At 43.5% G+C, this 16,300-nt stretch carries 13 protein-coding genes; 7 read left to right on the plus strand and 6 right to left on the minus strand.

The features are described 5' to 3' along the window. Both V5804_RS03360 and V5804_RS03365 read left to right on the plus strand, forming a co-directional pair. Positions 1–382: hypothetical protein (locus V5804_RS03360; protein ID WP_369589958.1), on the plus strand; the 382-nt coding region annotated here is incomplete at its 5' end. 12 nt (positions 383–394) lie between these two features. Next, positions 395–907: a hypothetical protein gene (locus V5804_RS03365; protein ID WP_369589959.1), complete on the plus strand. Its 513-nt coding sequence runs from the start codon at positions 395–397 to the stop codon at positions 905–907. 204 nt (positions 908–1,111) lie between these two features. Here the strand turns inward: V5804_RS03365 and V5804_RS03370 are convergent, their stop codons facing one another. After that, entirely contained in the window at positions 1,112–1,324 is a 213-nt protein-coding gene (locus V5804_RS03370) for a DUF2683 family protein (protein ID WP_369589960.1), read from the minus strand. Positions 1,325–1,612: 288 nt separating this feature from the next. Here V5804_RS03370 and V5804_RS03375 point away from each other — a divergent pair, with 288 nt between their 5' ends. Both V5804_RS03375 and V5804_RS03380 read left to right on the plus strand, forming a co-directional pair. Further along, a complete protein-coding gene (locus V5804_RS03375) occupies positions 1,613–2,590 on the plus strand; it encodes an NADP-dependent oxidoreductase (RefSeq protein WP_369589961.1) in 978 nt (325 codons plus the stop codon). Next, a complete protein-coding gene (locus V5804_RS03380) occupies positions 2,587–3,495 on the plus strand; it encodes a helix-turn-helix domain-containing protein (protein ID WP_369589962.1) in 909 nt (302 codons plus the stop codon). Before V5804_RS03375 ends, V5804_RS03380 begins: the two co-directional genes overlap by 4 nt. 301 nt (positions 3,496–3,796) lie before the next feature. Here the strand turns inward: V5804_RS03380 and V5804_RS03385 are convergent, their stop codons facing one another. Continuing rightward, positions 3,797–10,600, minus strand: a complete 6,804-nt coding sequence (locus V5804_RS03385) for a PKD domain-containing protein (RefSeq protein ID WP_369589963.1) — start codon at positions 10,598–10,600, stop codon at positions 3,797–3,799. A 468-nt stretch (positions 10,601–11,068) separates the two neighbouring features. On the opposite strand from V5804_RS03385, the gene V5804_RS03390 reads away from it, so the two are divergent. Further along, positions 11,069–11,203, plus strand: coding sequence for a hypothetical protein (locus V5804_RS03390; protein ID WP_369589964.1), 135 nt, complete (start codon positions 11,069–11,071; stop codon positions 11,201–11,203). A gap of 118 nt (positions 11,204–11,321) precedes the next feature. Beyond that, positions 11,322–12,239: a DUF72 domain-containing protein gene (locus V5804_RS03395; protein ID WP_369589965.1), complete on the plus strand. Its 918-nt coding sequence runs from the start codon at positions 11,322–11,324 to the stop codon at positions 12,237–12,239. Between the two features lie 48 nt (positions 12,240–12,287). Here V5804_RS03395 and V5804_RS03400 read toward each other — a convergent pair whose 3' ends face one another. Then, entirely contained in the window at positions 12,288–12,989 is a 702-nt protein-coding gene (locus V5804_RS03400) for an SRPBCC family protein (protein WP_369589966.1), read from the minus strand. A gap of 150 nt (positions 12,990–13,139) precedes the next feature. Between V5804_RS03400 and V5804_RS03405 the strand changes: the two genes are divergently transcribed. Continuing rightward, the gene (locus V5804_RS03405; protein ID WP_369589967.1) at positions 13,140–13,619 is read left to right on the plus strand and encodes a DinB family protein; all 480 of its coding nucleotides are present in this window, start codon (positions 13,140–13,142) and stop codon (positions 13,617–13,619) included. 139 nt (positions 13,620–13,758) lie between these two features. Here the strand turns inward: V5804_RS03405 and V5804_RS03410 are convergent, their stop codons facing one another. The 3 genes from V5804_RS03410 to V5804_RS03420 form a co-directional block, all read right to left on the minus strand. After that, entirely contained in the window at positions 13,759–14,370 is a 612-nt protein-coding gene (locus V5804_RS03410) for a hypothetical protein (RefSeq protein WP_369589968.1), read from the minus strand. A gap of 164 nt (positions 14,371–14,534) precedes the next feature. Beyond that, positions 14,535–15,308: an SDR family NAD(P)-dependent oxidoreductase gene (locus V5804_RS03415; protein ID WP_369589969.1), complete on the minus strand. Its 774-nt coding sequence runs from the start codon at positions 15,306–15,308 to the stop codon at positions 14,535–14,537. Between the two features lie 59 nt (positions 15,309–15,367). Beyond that, positions 15,368–16,183, minus strand: a complete 816-nt coding sequence (locus V5804_RS03420; protein ID WP_369589970.1) for a phytanoyl-CoA dioxygenase family protein — start codon at positions 16,181–16,183, stop codon at positions 15,368–15,370. Between the last annotated feature and the right edge of the window lie 117 nt (positions 16,184–16,300).

A 16,300-nucleotide genomic window follows, 5' to 3' on the forward strand; every position in this document is an offset into this window, starting at 1 on the left:
AATGAAAAAGATAATCTTATTATTAACTCTAATAACAGGAACTACATTTACTGCATTAGCACAAACAGCAAAACTCGAAAAGGATACTGTTTTTTATAATAATTCAAAAATTTATCCTAAAAAAGAAGTACAATTGCTATACGGTTCTAATCCAAATAAGGATTTTGCTTTTATATTTATTGGCAACGGATGGACAACAGGAATTCAGCCTTTATCTGCAAATCAATCAAAAGGAGTTGTAAGTGTAACCAAAGTTTATAAAATGCAAGGTAAGTGTTATGCTATGGGTACACTTCAAAATACGATAGGATTACAAGCAAAAAGAATCATAATAAATATCGAAGCAGCCATTGATAATAAAGAAATCAGAGAAGATCATTAAATTTTAAGCAAAATGGCTCATTATCGTCGATTTGATTATAGAGTTGAAAGTTTAAATCAAATCATTATAGGGCTTAACACATCTATCAAATCTTTGCAGAAGAAAATGGAAGAAGAAAATTGGTATGATGGAATATGGTTTTTAGAAGAAGCGGAACCAGTTTATGGTTTAGCTTTTATTGCATTTCAAAATTATATAATAGGTAGCATTAAAGATTTTTCTACTAATACAAATAACAAAGTTAATTACTATAAAAAGGAACCCAATTTAATTGGGTTTGAAAGATCAAGTATAGAATTGATTATCGGACTTGCAAATTATTTTAAGCATAAAGATGATAAAGTGCTTCATGATCATACAAGATTAATTCTTGAATCTTTTAATTTGAAATATGATAATGAAACTTTTATTGACGAAACACCTATTTTTATGGGATTAGCAATTTTAAATGATAAGTGGAACTTATTTGATGTTTTTAAAATTGTTATAAACTGGAGGGAAAACCTTTGGAATGAGGAAAGTTAGAAATTTTCATTCCATATTTTTAAACTCTACAATTGAAATTTATAACACATCATTTAAACTGAGATATTTAATCCTACTAAAGTATTAAAACTTAATTGAGGATTTCAGAACCAATCTTTTAATTCCATTAAAAAAAGGTTGATAAAAGAAGCATTCACAATCCTGCTGCTTACCGCGGCAGGATTTTTTTATTTGGAGAAAATATTATTTCCATAAGTTGTTTAAATCAACCTTTACACCTTTGCCAGCCTGCAAATCCTTTTCGCTTTGTTCTATTCTATCAACCATGTTAGGCGAAGACAGGAGGTACTCAGTTTCATCCATTTCCTGTTCAAAATTAATTTGCAAAGCTTCTAAAACTGCTTTGACCGCTTTTTCCTGTGCTTCTGTTTCGAGATGTACGACAAATGTGCTCATGACCAAATTTACTGTTTTTTACTTTCAAAAAAAGTTGATAAAAGAAGTACTGTTATTAAGCATACTTCTTTTATCAACCTAAATCTTGTAATTGAGCTATTGAATTAAAATGAAAAGATCATAGATCCCTGGCTCAAAAGCTTTTTTTATTTGGGGAAATATTATCTCCACAGGTTGTTCAAATCAACTCACACCAGCATTTTGACTAAAACAAAAGGTGTTTTCACTAAACCTGTTTTTAAATAGATGCAGACCTTTGTACCATCAACAAAAAAGAAAAAACAATATATGATGAAAGCAATAAGAATTCATGAATTTGGCGGACCAGAGGTGATGAAATTGGAAGAAGTAGAACGCCCTGTTCCAGCAGCGGATGAAATTTTAGTAAAAGTATTCGCCAGTGGTGTGAACCCTGTTGACTGGGTAATTCGTAACGGCGCAAATGAAAATTTGAGACCATATTTGACCTTGCCCATGACGTTAGGCTGGGACGCGGCTGGCGTAGTAGAAGAAACAGGCAGCGAGGTAACCGGATTCCAAAAAGGCGATGAAGTATTCGGCGTTCCTAATTTTCCAGGCGATGGAAGCTACGCTGAATATTGTGCGGCAAAAGCAGCCCAGTTTGCCCTTAAACCAAAAAGCCTAAACTTTAACGAAGCGGCGGGTGTACCTTTGGCAGCACTTACTGCCTGGACTGGTATGTTTGCGCACGGAAAACTACGGGCGGGGCAACGTATTTTAATACAAGGTGCAACAGATGGTGTTGGTAGTTTCGCGGTACAGTTTGCCAAAGCAAAAGGAGCGTATGTAATTGGCATAGCTTCCACAAATAACCTGGAGTACCTCAAACAGCTCGGTGCCGATGAGGTGATTGATTATAAAACCCAGCAATTTGAAGATTTGGTGCACAATGTTGATGTGGTATTAGAGGCTTCGCCAATCCGTGATAATAATGAGCGGATAAAAGCGGTAAGCGTATTAAAAGAAGGCGGGCTGTTTGTTAGCGTTAATGTTGATTTTCCGTTTAATGATGAATTAACGGAAGCCCTTGCACGGAAAAATGCAAAAGGCGAACAGGCACCCAACCAGCCCAGAAAAGAATGGTTAAATGAAATTGCACAGTTGATTGACGAAGGCAAAGTGAAGGTAAACATCAGCAAAATTTATCCTTTAGCACAAGTTGCCGAAGCACACCGCGAAAGTGAAACTTGGCATGTACGTGGCAAGCTGGTGTTGGAAATCAAAAAAGAAGATGAGCAAGTATGAAGCATATTAAAACGATAAGCGAATTCCATGCATTCCTAAGCCTGCCGAAACCGCTTCATCCACTGATTAGCGTGATTGATGTTGAAACCGTACCGCATCAATACAGTGGTGAGCCGATGAACATGGTATTTGATTTTTATTCCATTTCAGTAAAAAGGATGGGCAACATCAAGGTAAAATACGGACAGCAACCGTTTGATTTTAATGAAGGCATTTTGTCTTTTATGTCGCCGGGCCAGGTCTTTAGTATTGCTGTTGATAAGAAAGATGAAGAAGTAAAAAAATCAGGGTGGGTGATCTACATCCACCCTGATTTTACTTGGAACACAACTTTGGCCAAAACCATCAAGGGTTATGATTTTTGGGATTATTCGCTCCATGAATCTTTATTCCTTTCTGCGAAAGAAGAAACAATCATCAATAACATCATCCTTAATGTTCAGCAGGAATTGGATTCCAACATTGATAAGTTTAGCAAGCAGATCATCATCTCGCAAATTGAAAGTTTGCTGAGTTATGCCGAACGCTTTTACAACCGCCAGTTCATCACCCGGGAAAAAGCCAACCACCAAATATTGGAACGTTTAGAAAAATTAGTCAGCGCGTACTTTAACAGCAACGATTTAATTACCAGAGGTTTGCCAACCGTCCGGTATGTTGCCGAACAACTGCATCTTTCGCCCAAGTATTTAAGTAGTTTGTTGCAGGTATTGACCGGGCAAAACACCCAGCAGCACATCCATGAAAAGTTGATTGAAAAAGCCAAAGAAAAATTGTCAACCACCGATCTGTCCGTGAGTGAAATTGCTTATGAATTGGGTTTTGAACATTTGCAGTCGTTCAGCAAGTTGTTCAAAACAAAAACTAATTTTTCGCCTTTGGATTTCAGGAAATCATTTAACTGAGGCTTTTTAATCCCGTTAAAGTTTTAACAAGTTTGTTGTACCTGTAAAATTCTGAAAAAAGGTTGCTAAAAGAAGCATCAATAGGAATAAGCATACTTCTTTTATCAACCTAAATCTTAACTGACTTTGTTGATTTGAACGAAAGGATCACAAATCTTTAGCTCAAGGGGTTAGGGTTGCAAATTCTGACCAGCAGGTATTTTTAGTTCCATAAAAAAGGTTGATAAAAGAAGCATTCAATCCAAAATCCAATACTTCTTTTATCAACCCAAAACTATTAACTATCAACAATTAACCAATTCTACCGAATCAAATGGATAATCCCCTGCCGGCTTGGCGGGCCGTGGTTATAGCTCATGCCGGTCCATTCTTTGCCGTTGATGTACGTGCCTTCGATTTGCCAAACGTAAACGCCTTGCGGTGCGGGCTGGCCGGCCATCATGCCGTCCCAGCCTTCGGCCGGTTCGCCGCGCTCGGTCAGTTTGGTGGTTTCCCAAATCACTTGTCCCCATTTGTTAAATACGCGCATCCGCCAGGTTTTCAGGCCGGAACCTTTTATTTTAAACGTGGTTACTTCATCGTATTTGCTGGTTGGCATAAAAGCGTTCGGCACAAATAGCTGTCCGGGAACGCCCGTGATTTGTACTTTATGGACGATGGTATCGCCGCAGCCCTGCAAATTGTAAACAATCAGCCGCACTTTGTAAACGCCGGTATCGCGATAGGTATGCCCCGGGTTTTGCCTGCTCGAACTGGTGCCGTCGCCAAAACTCCACTGCCATAAAACGGGCGTATTGGTACTGCGGTCGCCAAAGTCAAAACTGTGGTACGGGTAGGCAATCACACTGTCGGGTTTCACGGCAAATGCTGCTTTTGGCGGTATCGTTATCGTGATGTAGTTTTTCATTACCAACGTATCGCTGCAGCTTAAACCGTTTTTGGCAATCAAAGTGATGGTATAAGGCGTGCTGCGGGCCGTAAATATGTGCTGCGGACTGGTTGCCGTCGCCGTTCCGCCATCGCCAAAATCCCAAAAATACGTGTTGCCGGTACCGGGCGTCAGGTTTTTAAAGTTAACGTTTTGGCGGATGCAGCCCGTTTGCACATCGGCATTAAAGTTGGCCACCGGCTGCGGATAAACCGTAACCGACTGATAAGTAGAAGTATCCGCACAACCGTTTGTGGCCGTTAGTTTAATGTTGAAAGTACCGCTTTTGAGAAATGTGTGCGTAACCACTTCCGGTGCCGATTGCGTAGCTTGTGTAGTCCCATCGCCAAAATCATACGTAAAATAATTGCCGCCTTTGGTGTTGTTGTAGAAGTTGACTGTCCAGGGCGCACAACCCACTTTCTGATCGGCATTGATCACCAATTGCGGCAAAACTGATTTTGGCGAAATCCGCAGGTTGTATTGCGTTACGCTGATGCCGCATTCGTTTTGAGCCGTCATTTTTACTGTAAAAGTTTTGGCAGTGGCCGAAATGTAAGTGTGCAGCACGTTCTGGTTATCGTGCGTAACCAAAGTTTGCCCGTCGCCAAAATCAAAAGTATAAGTATTGTTGATGCCGGGCGAAGTATTGTTAAAGTTGACGGTAAACGGAGAACAGCCAATCGTGCGGTCGGGCGTAAAAATCGAAATTGGTTTCGGCCGCACCAAAACGGTAGAAGTAAAAGTGCGGATGCCGCAAGCAGTCAACGCTTTTAAAGTGATGGTAAAAGTAGTGTCTTTGCCATCCTTGCGCGGCTGAAAAGCAACCGGAAGCGGGTTTACCAAAGCCGAAGTTTGACCGTTGCCGAAATTCCAGGTGTACGTGGCCTGCTCTTTCGGGGCAGAAGTATTGTTGAAAGTAACTGTCAACGGGCCGCAGCCTTGGTTTTGGTCTTGGGTGAAGCTGGCCTTTACTTCTTTGATGGTTGAAAAAGTATGGGTAAAAGAAGCATCGGGGCAACCGAACTTGCTGGTTACGATGAGCTTGATGACCACTTGTTTGTTGTCTTCGGTAATGGTATAACCGGGGAAAGTCAGGCCGCTGCCAAACTGCATGCCATCAGCAAACCAACTGTAGGTAGCGTTGCCGGGAGCCGCCGTTGCTTTGATGTTTTTGGCATCCAAAACATAGGGGATACAGCCCAGATCACCGGTAAAAGTATAAGTTGGGTCAACCAGCGGGTTTACATTTACGTTGATAATATTGCTGTTGCTTTGCTGGTCGCCATTGCACAAAAGCGAAGTAACAACGCGGCGGAACTGCGTGGTAACCGTTAAGCTGTTGATCTGGTAATTGATGCCGTTTGCGCCGGAAATGTTGGCCCAGTTGGCGCCGTTATCGGTACTGCTTTGCCATTGGTAAAAGTACTTGCCATCGGCTCCGGCCGGCGTACTGCCTGTAAAAAGTTTGGGTGTGTTGTTGTAGCAAACTTCCTGGCTGCTGCCCACGGTATTTTCAGTGATGGGCGGTTGAACAATGACGTGTACCGGTTGGCTGATGCTGGTACAAGGCCCGGAAGCTACGATCCGCCTGAAATAAATACTCGTTGTTGCCGTAAAGGTATAGTTGATGCTGCCTGCGCCCCGGATGGTTGTCCAGTTGGCGTTGTCGGCACTGCTTTCCCAAGTGTAAGCGTAACTGCCGTTGCCGCCGGTTGGCTGGTCGCTGATAACGGAAACCGTTTGTCCGTAACAAACCGCAGGTGCAGCGAAACTGATGTTGTTGGTAAGGTTTGCCAGATCATTAATAATTACATCATCGGTAGAAGTGGAACAGGCACCGGTGCTGGTGATCGTCCAGCGGAAAGTGTATTGCTGACCGGCAACCAAACCGCTAACCGCCGTATTGTAACGGGTTGCATCGGCGAAGCCAACACCATTTTGACCGGAAGTTAAAGTCCAAAGCCCGGTTGATGGCGAAGGGTTATTTCCGTTTAAAACATAAGTTGGCGAATTACAAATGGCTTCGTCAGCACCGGCATTTGCGGTAACCGGCTGCGGCAAAACGATGACTGTTGCATCAACCGTTGGGCCAACACAGCCGTTTGCACTGATCGGCGTAAGGTGGTAAACAACGGTTGCAGGCGTAGTTAAAGTAGAAGTAAGCACATCATTAATGCTGATGGCAATCACCGGAAATTGGTTGTTCATGCCGCTGATTCCGGAAACAGGGTCATAAGTCCATTTTACCAAAGTGCCCGGGATATTGGTATTAAATTTAATGCCGGTCGTGTTTCCGCTGCAAACCTGGTTTCCGGTGCTGGTTAAAATGATTTGCGGAATTGGCGTTACCGAAATTGTAAGGGTAAAAGAAGTACCGGGACAATTATTATTGAAAGGCGTGATGGTATAAGTAACCGTGCCGTTGTTGATTGGATCGGTGTTTACCAAAGCATCATGAATGTCGCCCGTTCCGCTGGCCGAGTTGCCGGTAATCGAAGCCGATGCCGAAGAAACCCAGGTAAAAGAAGTATTGGCATCACGTGCCATAATATGATAACTTAAAGTGGTGCCCGTGCAAATCGGCGGAACCTGGCCGCTGGTAATAAAATTGGTGTTGCGCGGCGTTACCGTAATGGTTACCGCGTTGCTGTTGATTTGCTGTGCGCCAGTACATAATATCGTACTTACAACCCTGCGGAACTGTGTGGTAACGGTAAGGGCATCAGGCTGATAATCTTTTCCATTTGCGTTGTTGGTCAAGTTTGGCCAGGTTGCGCCGTTGTCCTCGCTTTTTTGCCATTGATATAAGTAGTTGCCGTCGCCGCCGGTAGGTGTGCTTCCGGTTAAAAAAACAGGCGTATTATTATAACAAATGGTTTGGTTGGCAGTGATGGAATTGGATGCCAACTGCGGCTGTACCACAATTTGAACCGGATTGCTCGTTTTTGTACAAGGGCCGGAAGTTACAATCCGCCTGAAATAAGTAGTTGAAGTTAAAGTGGGCGACAGGCTTTGCGCTGTTTGCCCGGGGATGGTTGTCCAGGAAACACCGTCGGGGCTGCTTTGCCAGGCGTACAAATAGCTGAAGTTGCCGCCCGTTGGCTGATCACCATTGACCATTGCGGTTTGGCCGTAACAAATAGTTGGGCTGGTAGAACTGATGTTGTTGGTTAGATCAGAAAGGTCGTTGATGTTCACATCATCCGAAGAAACGGCACATTGCGAAGCACCGGTAATCGTCCAACGAAAAGTGTAAAGCTGGCCCGGCTGCAACCCGTTCACGATGGTATTGTAACGGGTAGGATCTGTAAAGCTAACACCTGCTTGCCCGGAAACGATTGACCAATTGCCGGAAGAAGTGCCGGGGTCATTCCCTCTTAAAAGATAGCCGGTTGTGCTACAGGTTTGATCGTCAGGGCCGGCATTTGCTGGTACAGGCAAAGGTTGTACGGTAATGGTAACGGTAACCGGCGTGCCTTCACAGTTGGTAGGGGCGGGGCCAACAGGTGTAATGGTATAAGTTACCGAACCCGGAGTAGTGGCCGAAGCATTGTACAAAGCCTCCGAAATGGCAGTTGTATTGGTGGCAGGCTGGTTGGAATTGTTGGTGATGCCTGGTGTTGCCGTACTCGTCCATTTAAAAGTTGTGCCCGAAACATTGGAAGAAAGGCCAATATTAACGCTTTGCCCGCTGCAAATGGTAGTTGCGGCCGGGCTGATCGTAACCACAGGACGCGGCCTTACCGTAACGGTAAAGCTGTAGGAAGTTCCCGGGCAATTGTTGCTGACCGGCGTAACCACATAAGTTACTATGCCGTCATTGGTTGCACTGGAATTATTAAGTACATCGCTGATATTGCCGGAACCGTTTGCTGTATTTCCGTTAACCGTTCCGCTGGTTACGGTAGAAGTCCAGTTATAGGTACTTCCTTGAACGTCTGAAAGTGGATGGTAATCGAAACGGTCTCCGGTACAAAAAATTTGATTGGAAGCATTGGTAATGGTGTTGCGCGGGTTGATCGTAACAATCATTTCATCCGAAAGCTGATCGCAAGGCGGCGGATAACCCGTTATGGCCGTCAGCGTTAACCGCACTTGTCCGGCATTCACTTCAGCAGCAGTTGGTGTATAAACGGCGTTTAAAGCAGTCCTGCCGGGAGAAAACGTTCCGTTCCCGCCCACCCATTGGAAGCTTTGCGGTTGCGGATTAGAGATTGTACCGGCCAAATTCACCACATCGGCAGGGCAAATGGTTTGGTCTGGCCCGGCATTTACCGTTGGTGATTGTAAAAAAGTGATATTTTGCGAGTCGTCATTGGAGCCGCAATTATTGGTCTGACTTGCCGTAACCGTGTAAGTGGCAAAATCTGTAAACAAGATTTGCGGGTATTTTGAACTGGCACTGGTTCCGTTCTGATAACTGTAATTGCCACCCGTTACCGTCCAGCTATACGTATTCGGCTGATCGGTTGTTGTTCCGGTAAAAAGGGTTTGCGTGGCGCCGGGGTTATTGGCAAAAGTAAGCACCTGGTTGGTTCCGCAAAACTGTTTGTCAGGGGATAAAGTAACTGTTGGCGTGGTGTTTACGGTAATGGTTTGCGAAGTGCTTACCGCGCCGCATGATTCTGTACCGATGGATAAGGTAAGTGTGTAAATGCCAGGCGTAACAAACTTTATCTGCGGGCTATGGCTGGCCGAAGTGGTATTATTGATAAAAACCGTGCTTGCAGGCCCAGTTACGCTCCAGGTATAAGCATTGTTTTGCGGGATATTTGCGCAGGATTGATCGGTAACAGAATGGTCTGTTGCCGAAACCATACCATTACTGCAAATGGTGGAATTATCTACCGTAAAAGCTGGTTGTGGTTTGGCTAAAATGCAAACATCCTTATAAACATCGGCCGCACTGCACACGCTGCCGCTTTGTGCAAGTAGCTTTAAAAGAATCCTGTGCAAGCCGGATGTTGTAAAAGTATAGGTAAAAGGAGTACTGCCAGGCCGGTTTGTAGCTACCAATTGCCCGTCAACATACCAGGCATAGCGGGCATTTGTGTTTACGCAGTTTGCGCTCGAAGCATCCTGGCCGGGGTTTGATGTATTGTTGAAAGTAACGGCATCTCCTAAACAGGCACTGTTCGGGGCATCGAAACTATTGGTTGGCGGCTGTACCACTTTAGCATAAACCGTGGTTGGCGAGCCCAATGCACCGCAAATCCTGCTGCTTACCTGTGCATCAACCTGAAACGTGTTGGCCTGTTGGCTGCTGGTGTTCCCGCAGGAAGTTTGGTTGTAATTATGGGTCAATGTTCCACGCAAAGCAATAATATCGCACAAAGTATAAATGGTTGAAGTGCCATCGCCCCATCTCACCACAAATAAATTTCCCGGGTAATTGTACTGGATGCCATTGGGCGAAGTATAATCAACCGAATAACTTAATGTTCCGTAAGCGCCGCTCAGGCAAACCGTGTTGTTGCCGGTGGTGCCAAAATTGGTGTTTAATTTGTTGTTTATCAATTGGTAAGCTTTCGTCCCTTCCATTCCATTGGTCGTTGCTTTTACCAAAATGGTATAATTAGAAGTATTGGCACTAAAAGAAGTACTTGGGTTCAGGGTATAAGTTCCGCCATTGGCTTGATTAAGTTCATCAAAGAAATTTGCAGTTACGTTTGTGCCTGATGTAGAAGTGTTGATAAAATCATACGATGAACTCGGACTGGTGCAGGAACCAAAAATTTCCGGGTTATCACTGTTGATGCTCGAACCGTCAATACTGGCTAAAATAGGCGAACCAGCCACAATATTGATGCTTGCCGTAGCAGAAGTTGCCGCAGGAAGGCTTGATTTGATGGCCAAATTATAACTTCCTGCTGCCAGCCCGTTAGGAATTATACCATTGACAAACGTTGCATAAAAACCGGTATAACTGCCAATCTGCGTATCCGGAACACCGCCTGGAACAGAGGAAATATAAAGCTTGAAAACATTGTTCGGGTCAATACAACCGCCGGCACTCCCGATGGTAAACGGCACCGCAATGCTCGAACCGGGCGTATAAGGCCCGGCATCTACGGAACCTAGAGTTAAAGTTTGCGCGTTTGAAAAGCCATGGCCAAGCGTTAAGAACGCAATTAAGCATAATACTTTTTGTAAACAAGCGTACAAGTGCTTCATCCTGCTTCAGCTTAAAAAGACCGAATAAGCTTGTACGCTTTTTAACGAAGCAGGTTATGGTGATAATTTTCCCCAACGAACTGATCTGATTTATGGATGTTTAACATTTTCATGATAAACTTCGATGCTTCTTTTACCGCCTAAAATTTAGTGTGTTTTTGTCATGCCGAACTTGTTTCGGCATCCCATCAGAAAGGTTACAATTTGGAAGAGGGATCCCGAAACAAGTTCGGGATGACAAGTTCAATGCTTCTTTTACCGCCTAAAAATCATTAAACCTTTAAAAAGTTGTTTAAATCTAATTTCAAAATGATTGTTGTGCCTGTTCATTGCCGTTGGCTTTAGCCAACGGAACAATGTCAATGTAAAAATTATTCCAGCCCATTAACAGCTTCTAAATTTCACTAATTTTTATGCGGTAAAAGAAGCATCCCAAAATTTAAACCGAAACAAAAAACTACCGGATAAATGATACTTTTAAGGATGGAAAAATGGATGCCGAAAGTTTTGTTTTTTGTTATTGTTTTTTACCGAGATATGTGCAGTGTTGCTAAAATTGGAATGGAAGTGAAAAAAGATGCGGTAAAAGAAGCATTAGGTTAAAAAATTTATTGTAAATCAAGCTAATTCAATTACAAAATATGGCTTTGGGTTAATTTTATTTCCGATAATTTCTACTGATTTTTACCCGATAAAAGAAGCATTGTGCTTATCTTAAATAATGGAGTTTGGAAAAGTACAGCCGCAGGAAATACCGTTGATTGATTTTAGTTTGCCGCCCGATCCGGATTTTAACCGGGCAACGTTTGGAAACAATCCTTCTCCGCAAAAACTAAAAGCCCATGTGGGCTGCGTTACCTGGGGAAGCAAAGATTGGGTAGGCGAGGTTTATCCTCCGGGAACCAAAGATGCTCAATTTTGGGAAGCTTACGCCAAACAATTTAGTTGCATGGAACTGAACGCTACTTTTTACCAGGTTTATCCAACAGAAACGATTGCAAAATGGAAAGAAAGGGTAGCTGCAAACCCGGATTTTTTGTTTTGCCCGAAGTTTTCGAAGCAGATAAGCCACGTTTCGTCTTTAAAAACCACGTATGATTTAACCACCGCTTTTTACGAAAGTATTTTAGCTTTTGGCGAAAAACTGGGGCCGTTGTTTTTGCAGTTGAGCGATTATTTCGGGCCGGAGCGTTTTGCAGAACTGGAATTTTGTTTAAAACAATTGCCAAAAGAGGTGCCCGTTTTTGTGGAGTTGCGGCACGAACGCTGGTTTTCGGAAAAGCAACTGCAGGAAAAAGTTTTCTCGATGTTCCGAAGTTTAAATATTGGCGCTGTGATAACCGATGCGGCAGGCAGGCGTGATGCCGTGCACATGCACTTGCCAGTGCCTGCTGCTTTTATCCGTTTTGTCGGAAATTCTTTGTTCCCTGAAAGCAATTACCAACGGGCAGACGATTGGGTAAAAAGAATTAAAGCTTGGCAGCAACAGGGTTTGCAGTCTTTATTTCTGTTTGTGCATTTGCAACAAACTTTGGCCGAGCCTAAACTGGCAGATTATTTTATCCAGCAGCTTAACTTGGAATTGGGTTTGGAAATGAAAAGGCCGCAGTTTTTTCAGAAGCCGTTGGCGTTGTTTTGATCAACTAAAAATTTACACTGAAAATTATGTGATAAAAGAAGCATCGGATCAAACCAAAACTTGTCCGCTTTCAATATAGGTTTTAAAGTTCTCGATATCGTTGCGGATCATCTTCTCAAAAACCGGCGTAAACAATTTTGCCAAGCCTTCTCCGGTCCCGGCAATCGGCGATTTATAAGCAATCACCACATTGATGACTGTCCCTTTTCCTTCGGGCGCATCGCTAAAAGAAACGTGCCCTTCGTTATCAACCGTTGATCCTTTTAATGATTTCCAACTGATCAATTTGCCCGGCTCGTCTCGTGTGATTTGTGCTTCCCAGCCAATTTTGGCCAAGTTTCCCGGAACCCGTGCAACCCAATAGGAGTTTTTTACATCTTTTTCTACCACCGATGCCAGATGTTTCATAAACAAAGGCAGGTTTTCCAGCTTCCGCCAAAAACGATAGACCTCTTGTTTTGGTTTATTTACATTAACCACGTGCGTAATGTGGATGCTGGAAGGCGTTTTGTTAATGCCGATGCTTTTATAAACCGGGCAAACACCGGTAATCCCACGGAACAATAAATAACCGCCGGTAGCAGCTTCTACCAAACCACGAACCGGGCTGCTAAAGATGCTGGCAATGCCGGCAGCGGTAATTTTGGTGCCGAGGGAAAGGGAAACCAATCTTTCGCCCCAGGCCAGATTTGGCGAAATAGCGGTAGAAGGCGTATGCAAACCAATGCGCTGCGCAAATGTAAAGGCCATAATCGGTATTTTTGGTTAGTAAAACGTTTCAGGAAAACGCTGGTTTTTTAACGAATAAAAATAGCAGTAAGTTTTAACAGTAAGGTATTTCTTTTTCAATTAATACCTAAACTTTTGCCACTAAAAGAAGTTCTTTTAAAAAAAATATACATGAACGATAACCAGTTACTCCGCCAGCAATTGACCGAGCTTTTGCAAAAAAGTTATGCACACGTTTATTTTGAGCAAGCAATTGAAGGCCTCGATTTAAAAAGCATCGGCACGCAAGTACCACATTTGCCTTACACCATTTGGCAATTGGCAGAACATATCCGCATTGCGCAGCAGGATATGCTCAACTTTTCGGAAAACAAAAACTACCAGCCTTTAAATTGGCCGGAAGATTACTGGCCGAAAGAAGCCGCACCGGAAAACGAGCAGGAGTGGCAAAATACTTTAGCCGAAATCAAAAAAAGCAGAAGTGTTTTTACCGCTTTGATTAACGATGAGCAACTCGATTTGTTAAAGCCTTTTCCACATGGCGAAGGCCAAAGTTTATTCAGGGAGGCCGTAATGATTATTGATCATTTGAGTTACCATACCGGGCAGATTGTATTGATCAGAAGATTGCTGGAGAACTGGAAAGGTTGATCTTATAATTCACATGGTACTTCTCCCTCTTACTTGAAGAGGGCTGGGGTGAGGTTTCATAAAAAAGAGCAATGCCTTTTACAACATTGCTCTTTTTATGTCTGTATTTTTTACGTAAACTGCTTGGCGGGTTTATCGCTTAATCATACATTTTCTTACGGTCCGGGTGTTCGCCGCCTTCTTCTATTTCCGGCGGGTTGGAAATTTCTTCGCTAGGTTGGTTTAAGGATGAATTTCCCCAGCCTAAATTGTGGTGTTCGCTATCGCTGGCATCTTCGTTATTCTTTAGCTCCAGTTCGCTTTTCCCGAAATTTTGTCCGCCCATCGGTTCGCCTTCTAAACCTTTTGCGCCTGCTTCGTGTACCGATTTTTCATTCCCAATCCAAGTTTTGGTCAGTTCCCGTTCGGTTGGGTCATCGCTGTTGGCGTTAAAACCGTCTTTGTCGGGCAGGTTGTCTTCGCCCACGGTATCGTCAAAATCTTCATCGTCATCATTGTCCTTAACTTCATCTGCGCCATTATCTGCTTCCTCAGGCAAATCGTCCGTAGGGGTCATTGTAGTTTCACCATGATCGCCACGCTCCGAATCGTCATTGTTCAAAACATCTTCCTGGGTTGTAGGCTTGTCGCTATAAGTACCGCCGTCAAAAACAGGCTGGTTTACATTGGTAACATGCTCTCTATATTCATCAGCCCTGTTCTCTAAATGGCCGTTCGGGTTTTCTAAAGCCGATTCATCATAATTATTCATAATCGTACGTTTAAGGTTTGTTTTTGAAGAACGCTTAAGCCTCGAAGTTGTTTCTAATAAATGTATGATAAAAGGAGTATTGGCAAGAAGTTGGGGAAAGTTTGAAAAGCCGCTTAAGCTTGAATAGCAGGTTTTTACGTTATTCTGTAACCCACAACCTCTCCTTACTGGTAAATTTTCATCGCCGTTTTTTCTACAAGCCCTTTTGGCAACAGCCAGGTTAAAAAAGCAGTTGCTTTGTTGATAGCCCCGGTTATTACTTCCGGCTTTTTCCGGAGCATAGCTTTTACGGCAATTTTTGCAACAGCCTGTGGCGACATATTGACCTGGCTGGCCGCCTTTAAAGCTTTTGGCCCAACCTGTGCGCGTACCACAAAATCGGTATCCGTGGCACCCGGCGAAACGGCTGTAACCGAAACGCTTGTATTCCTTAACTCCTGGTGCAAGGCGCGGCTGAAACTCAATAAAAAAGCTTTGCTTGCGGCGTATAAGCCCAGGCCCGGCACGGCTTGGTAAGCCGCAGAACTTGCCGTATTTAAAATATAAGCCTGTGGCTGAGCCAAAAGCTGCGGCAAAAACAGTTGCGTTAACGTAACCGGAACGAGCATGTTCACTTGCAGCATATCCAAATTATTGGTTAAAGTTTGTTTGCCAAAAGAGCCGCTCAAGCCGTAACCGGCATTGTTTACCAAAATATTAATGTTGAAGTTTTGTGCTGAACACCAGTCAAAAACCTTTTGGCCGGCATTTGCTTCGGCAAGGTCTATGGCCAGGAATGCTGTTTTTACCGCATATTTTTTTGCCAGTTCGTCTGCTGCCTGTTGCAGCAAATCCTGGGAACGGGCAACCAGCAACAAATCAATTTTGCGTGCCGCCAGTTCTTCTGCTATCGCTTTGCCAATGCCTTTACTGGCGCCTGTTATTAATGCGTATGCCATAAATTTTTGTTAAAGAAAAAGGCCGGTATAGGCCAGCCTTGAAAAACGAATAGTTTAGATCAGAATTTTACTTTATGAACAAAGTGGTGGTAAAAAGGAGTTTTGCTTTGTTCGTTTTTCTGGGTCATCTTGCCGGTAATAATCGGGATGTACATTACCCGCCGCCTGCTTTTCAGGCCCGTATAAGGCGATTGCTGCACGCGGTGCCATAACCGGCCGTCGTGCACGGTTAAATCGCCTGCCTGGATATCAAAACCAACTTCCTGTGCGTCTTCGTTGTTGTCAATAAAATACTTCTTGGCAAACAGCAGTTTTAGGATACCTTGTTTATGTGTGCCGGTCAAAACCCGTAAACCACCGTTTTCGGCAGGGCAGTCATCCAAATGGATGCCCACGTTGAGCATGGGCATAATGCGCTGGCCCAAAAAAATATCACGCGGGCTATCGGTATGCCAGCCCATTTGAGAAAATGTACTGTCGGGCGTTTTGATGTATTGGTTGATCACCAGTCCGTCTTTCTCGTCTTCGCCGATGCGGCCTTCAAACGGTGCCACCATCGCCGGCAGCGCTTTAAAACGAGGGTCTTTTAAAAATTCATGTAATACTTTATTGTGCAAGGAAGAAAAGCAGAAACGCTGGATTATTTTTTGACCGTTTTCATCTTTGCCAAATTTTAATGGCGTACCGTTCACCTTTTCGCGGCCTTCATCTATCCATGTTTTTTGTAAAGTATTGATTTCTGTTAAAAGTGTTTCTACTGTATCCCTGGTAATGAAATTCCTGAAAATTATCACGCCGTTTTTATCGAAAAAATCCAACTGCTCCCGGGTAAGTTTATTGCCAAGAGTAAAATTAGGGCATTCAAGCTTTATCATTCTGTTTGTGTTATAGGCTTAAAAAACGGGCAATTCTGGTTATTTCAAAAATCGAAAATAATTCTGTTTTGCAAACCCACCTGTTGTTTAAAGTCCCAAATCTACTTAAAATAGGTT

The sequence above is a fragment of the Mucilaginibacter sp. genome, assembly GCF_041088075.1.
Taxonomy (GTDB): domain Bacteria; phylum Bacteroidota; class Bacteroidia; order Sphingobacteriales; family Sphingobacteriaceae; genus Mucilaginibacter_A.

Coding starts and splice junctions, on each gene's coding strand:
- V5804_RS03365 (WP_369589959.1), top strand. CDS start 395: ATGGCTCATTATCGTCGATTTGATTATAGAGTTGAAAGTTTAAATCAA.
- V5804_RS03370 (WP_369589960.1), bottom strand. CDS start 1,324: ATGAGCACATTTGTCGTACATCTCGAAACAGAAGCACAGGAAAAAGCG.
- V5804_RS03375 (WP_369589961.1), top strand. CDS start 1,613: ATGATGAAAGCAATAAGAATTCATGAATTTGGCGGACCAGAGGTGATG.
- V5804_RS03380 (WP_369589962.1), top strand. CDS start 2,587: ATGAAGCATATTAAAACGATAAGCGAATTCCATGCATTCCTAAGCCTG.
- V5804_RS03385 (WP_369589963.1), bottom strand. CDS start 10,600: ATGAAGCACTTGTACGCTTGTTTACAAAAAGTATTATGCTTAATTGCG.
- V5804_RS03390 (WP_369589964.1), top strand. CDS start 11,069: ATGATACTTTTAAGGATGGAAAAATGGATGCCGAAAGTTTTGTTTTTT.
- V5804_RS03395 (WP_369589965.1), top strand. CDS start 11,322: ATGGAGTTTGGAAAAGTACAGCCGCAGGAAATACCGTTGATTGATTTT.
- V5804_RS03400 (WP_369589966.1), bottom strand. CDS start 12,989: ATGGCCTTTACATTTGCGCAGCGCATTGGTTTGCATACGCCTTCTACC.
- V5804_RS03405 (WP_369589967.1), top strand. CDS start 13,140: ATGAACGATAACCAGTTACTCCGCCAGCAATTGACCGAGCTTTTGCAA.
- V5804_RS03410 (WP_369589968.1), bottom strand. CDS start 14,370: ATGAATAATTATGATGAATCGGCTTTAGAAAACCCGAACGGCCATTTA.
- V5804_RS03415 (WP_369589969.1), bottom strand. CDS start 15,308: ATGGCATACGCATTAATAACAGGCGCCAGTAAAGGCATTGGCAAAGCG.
- V5804_RS03420 (WP_369589970.1), bottom strand. CDS start 16,183: ATGATAAAGCTTGAATGCCCTAATTTTACTCTTGGCAATAAACTTACC.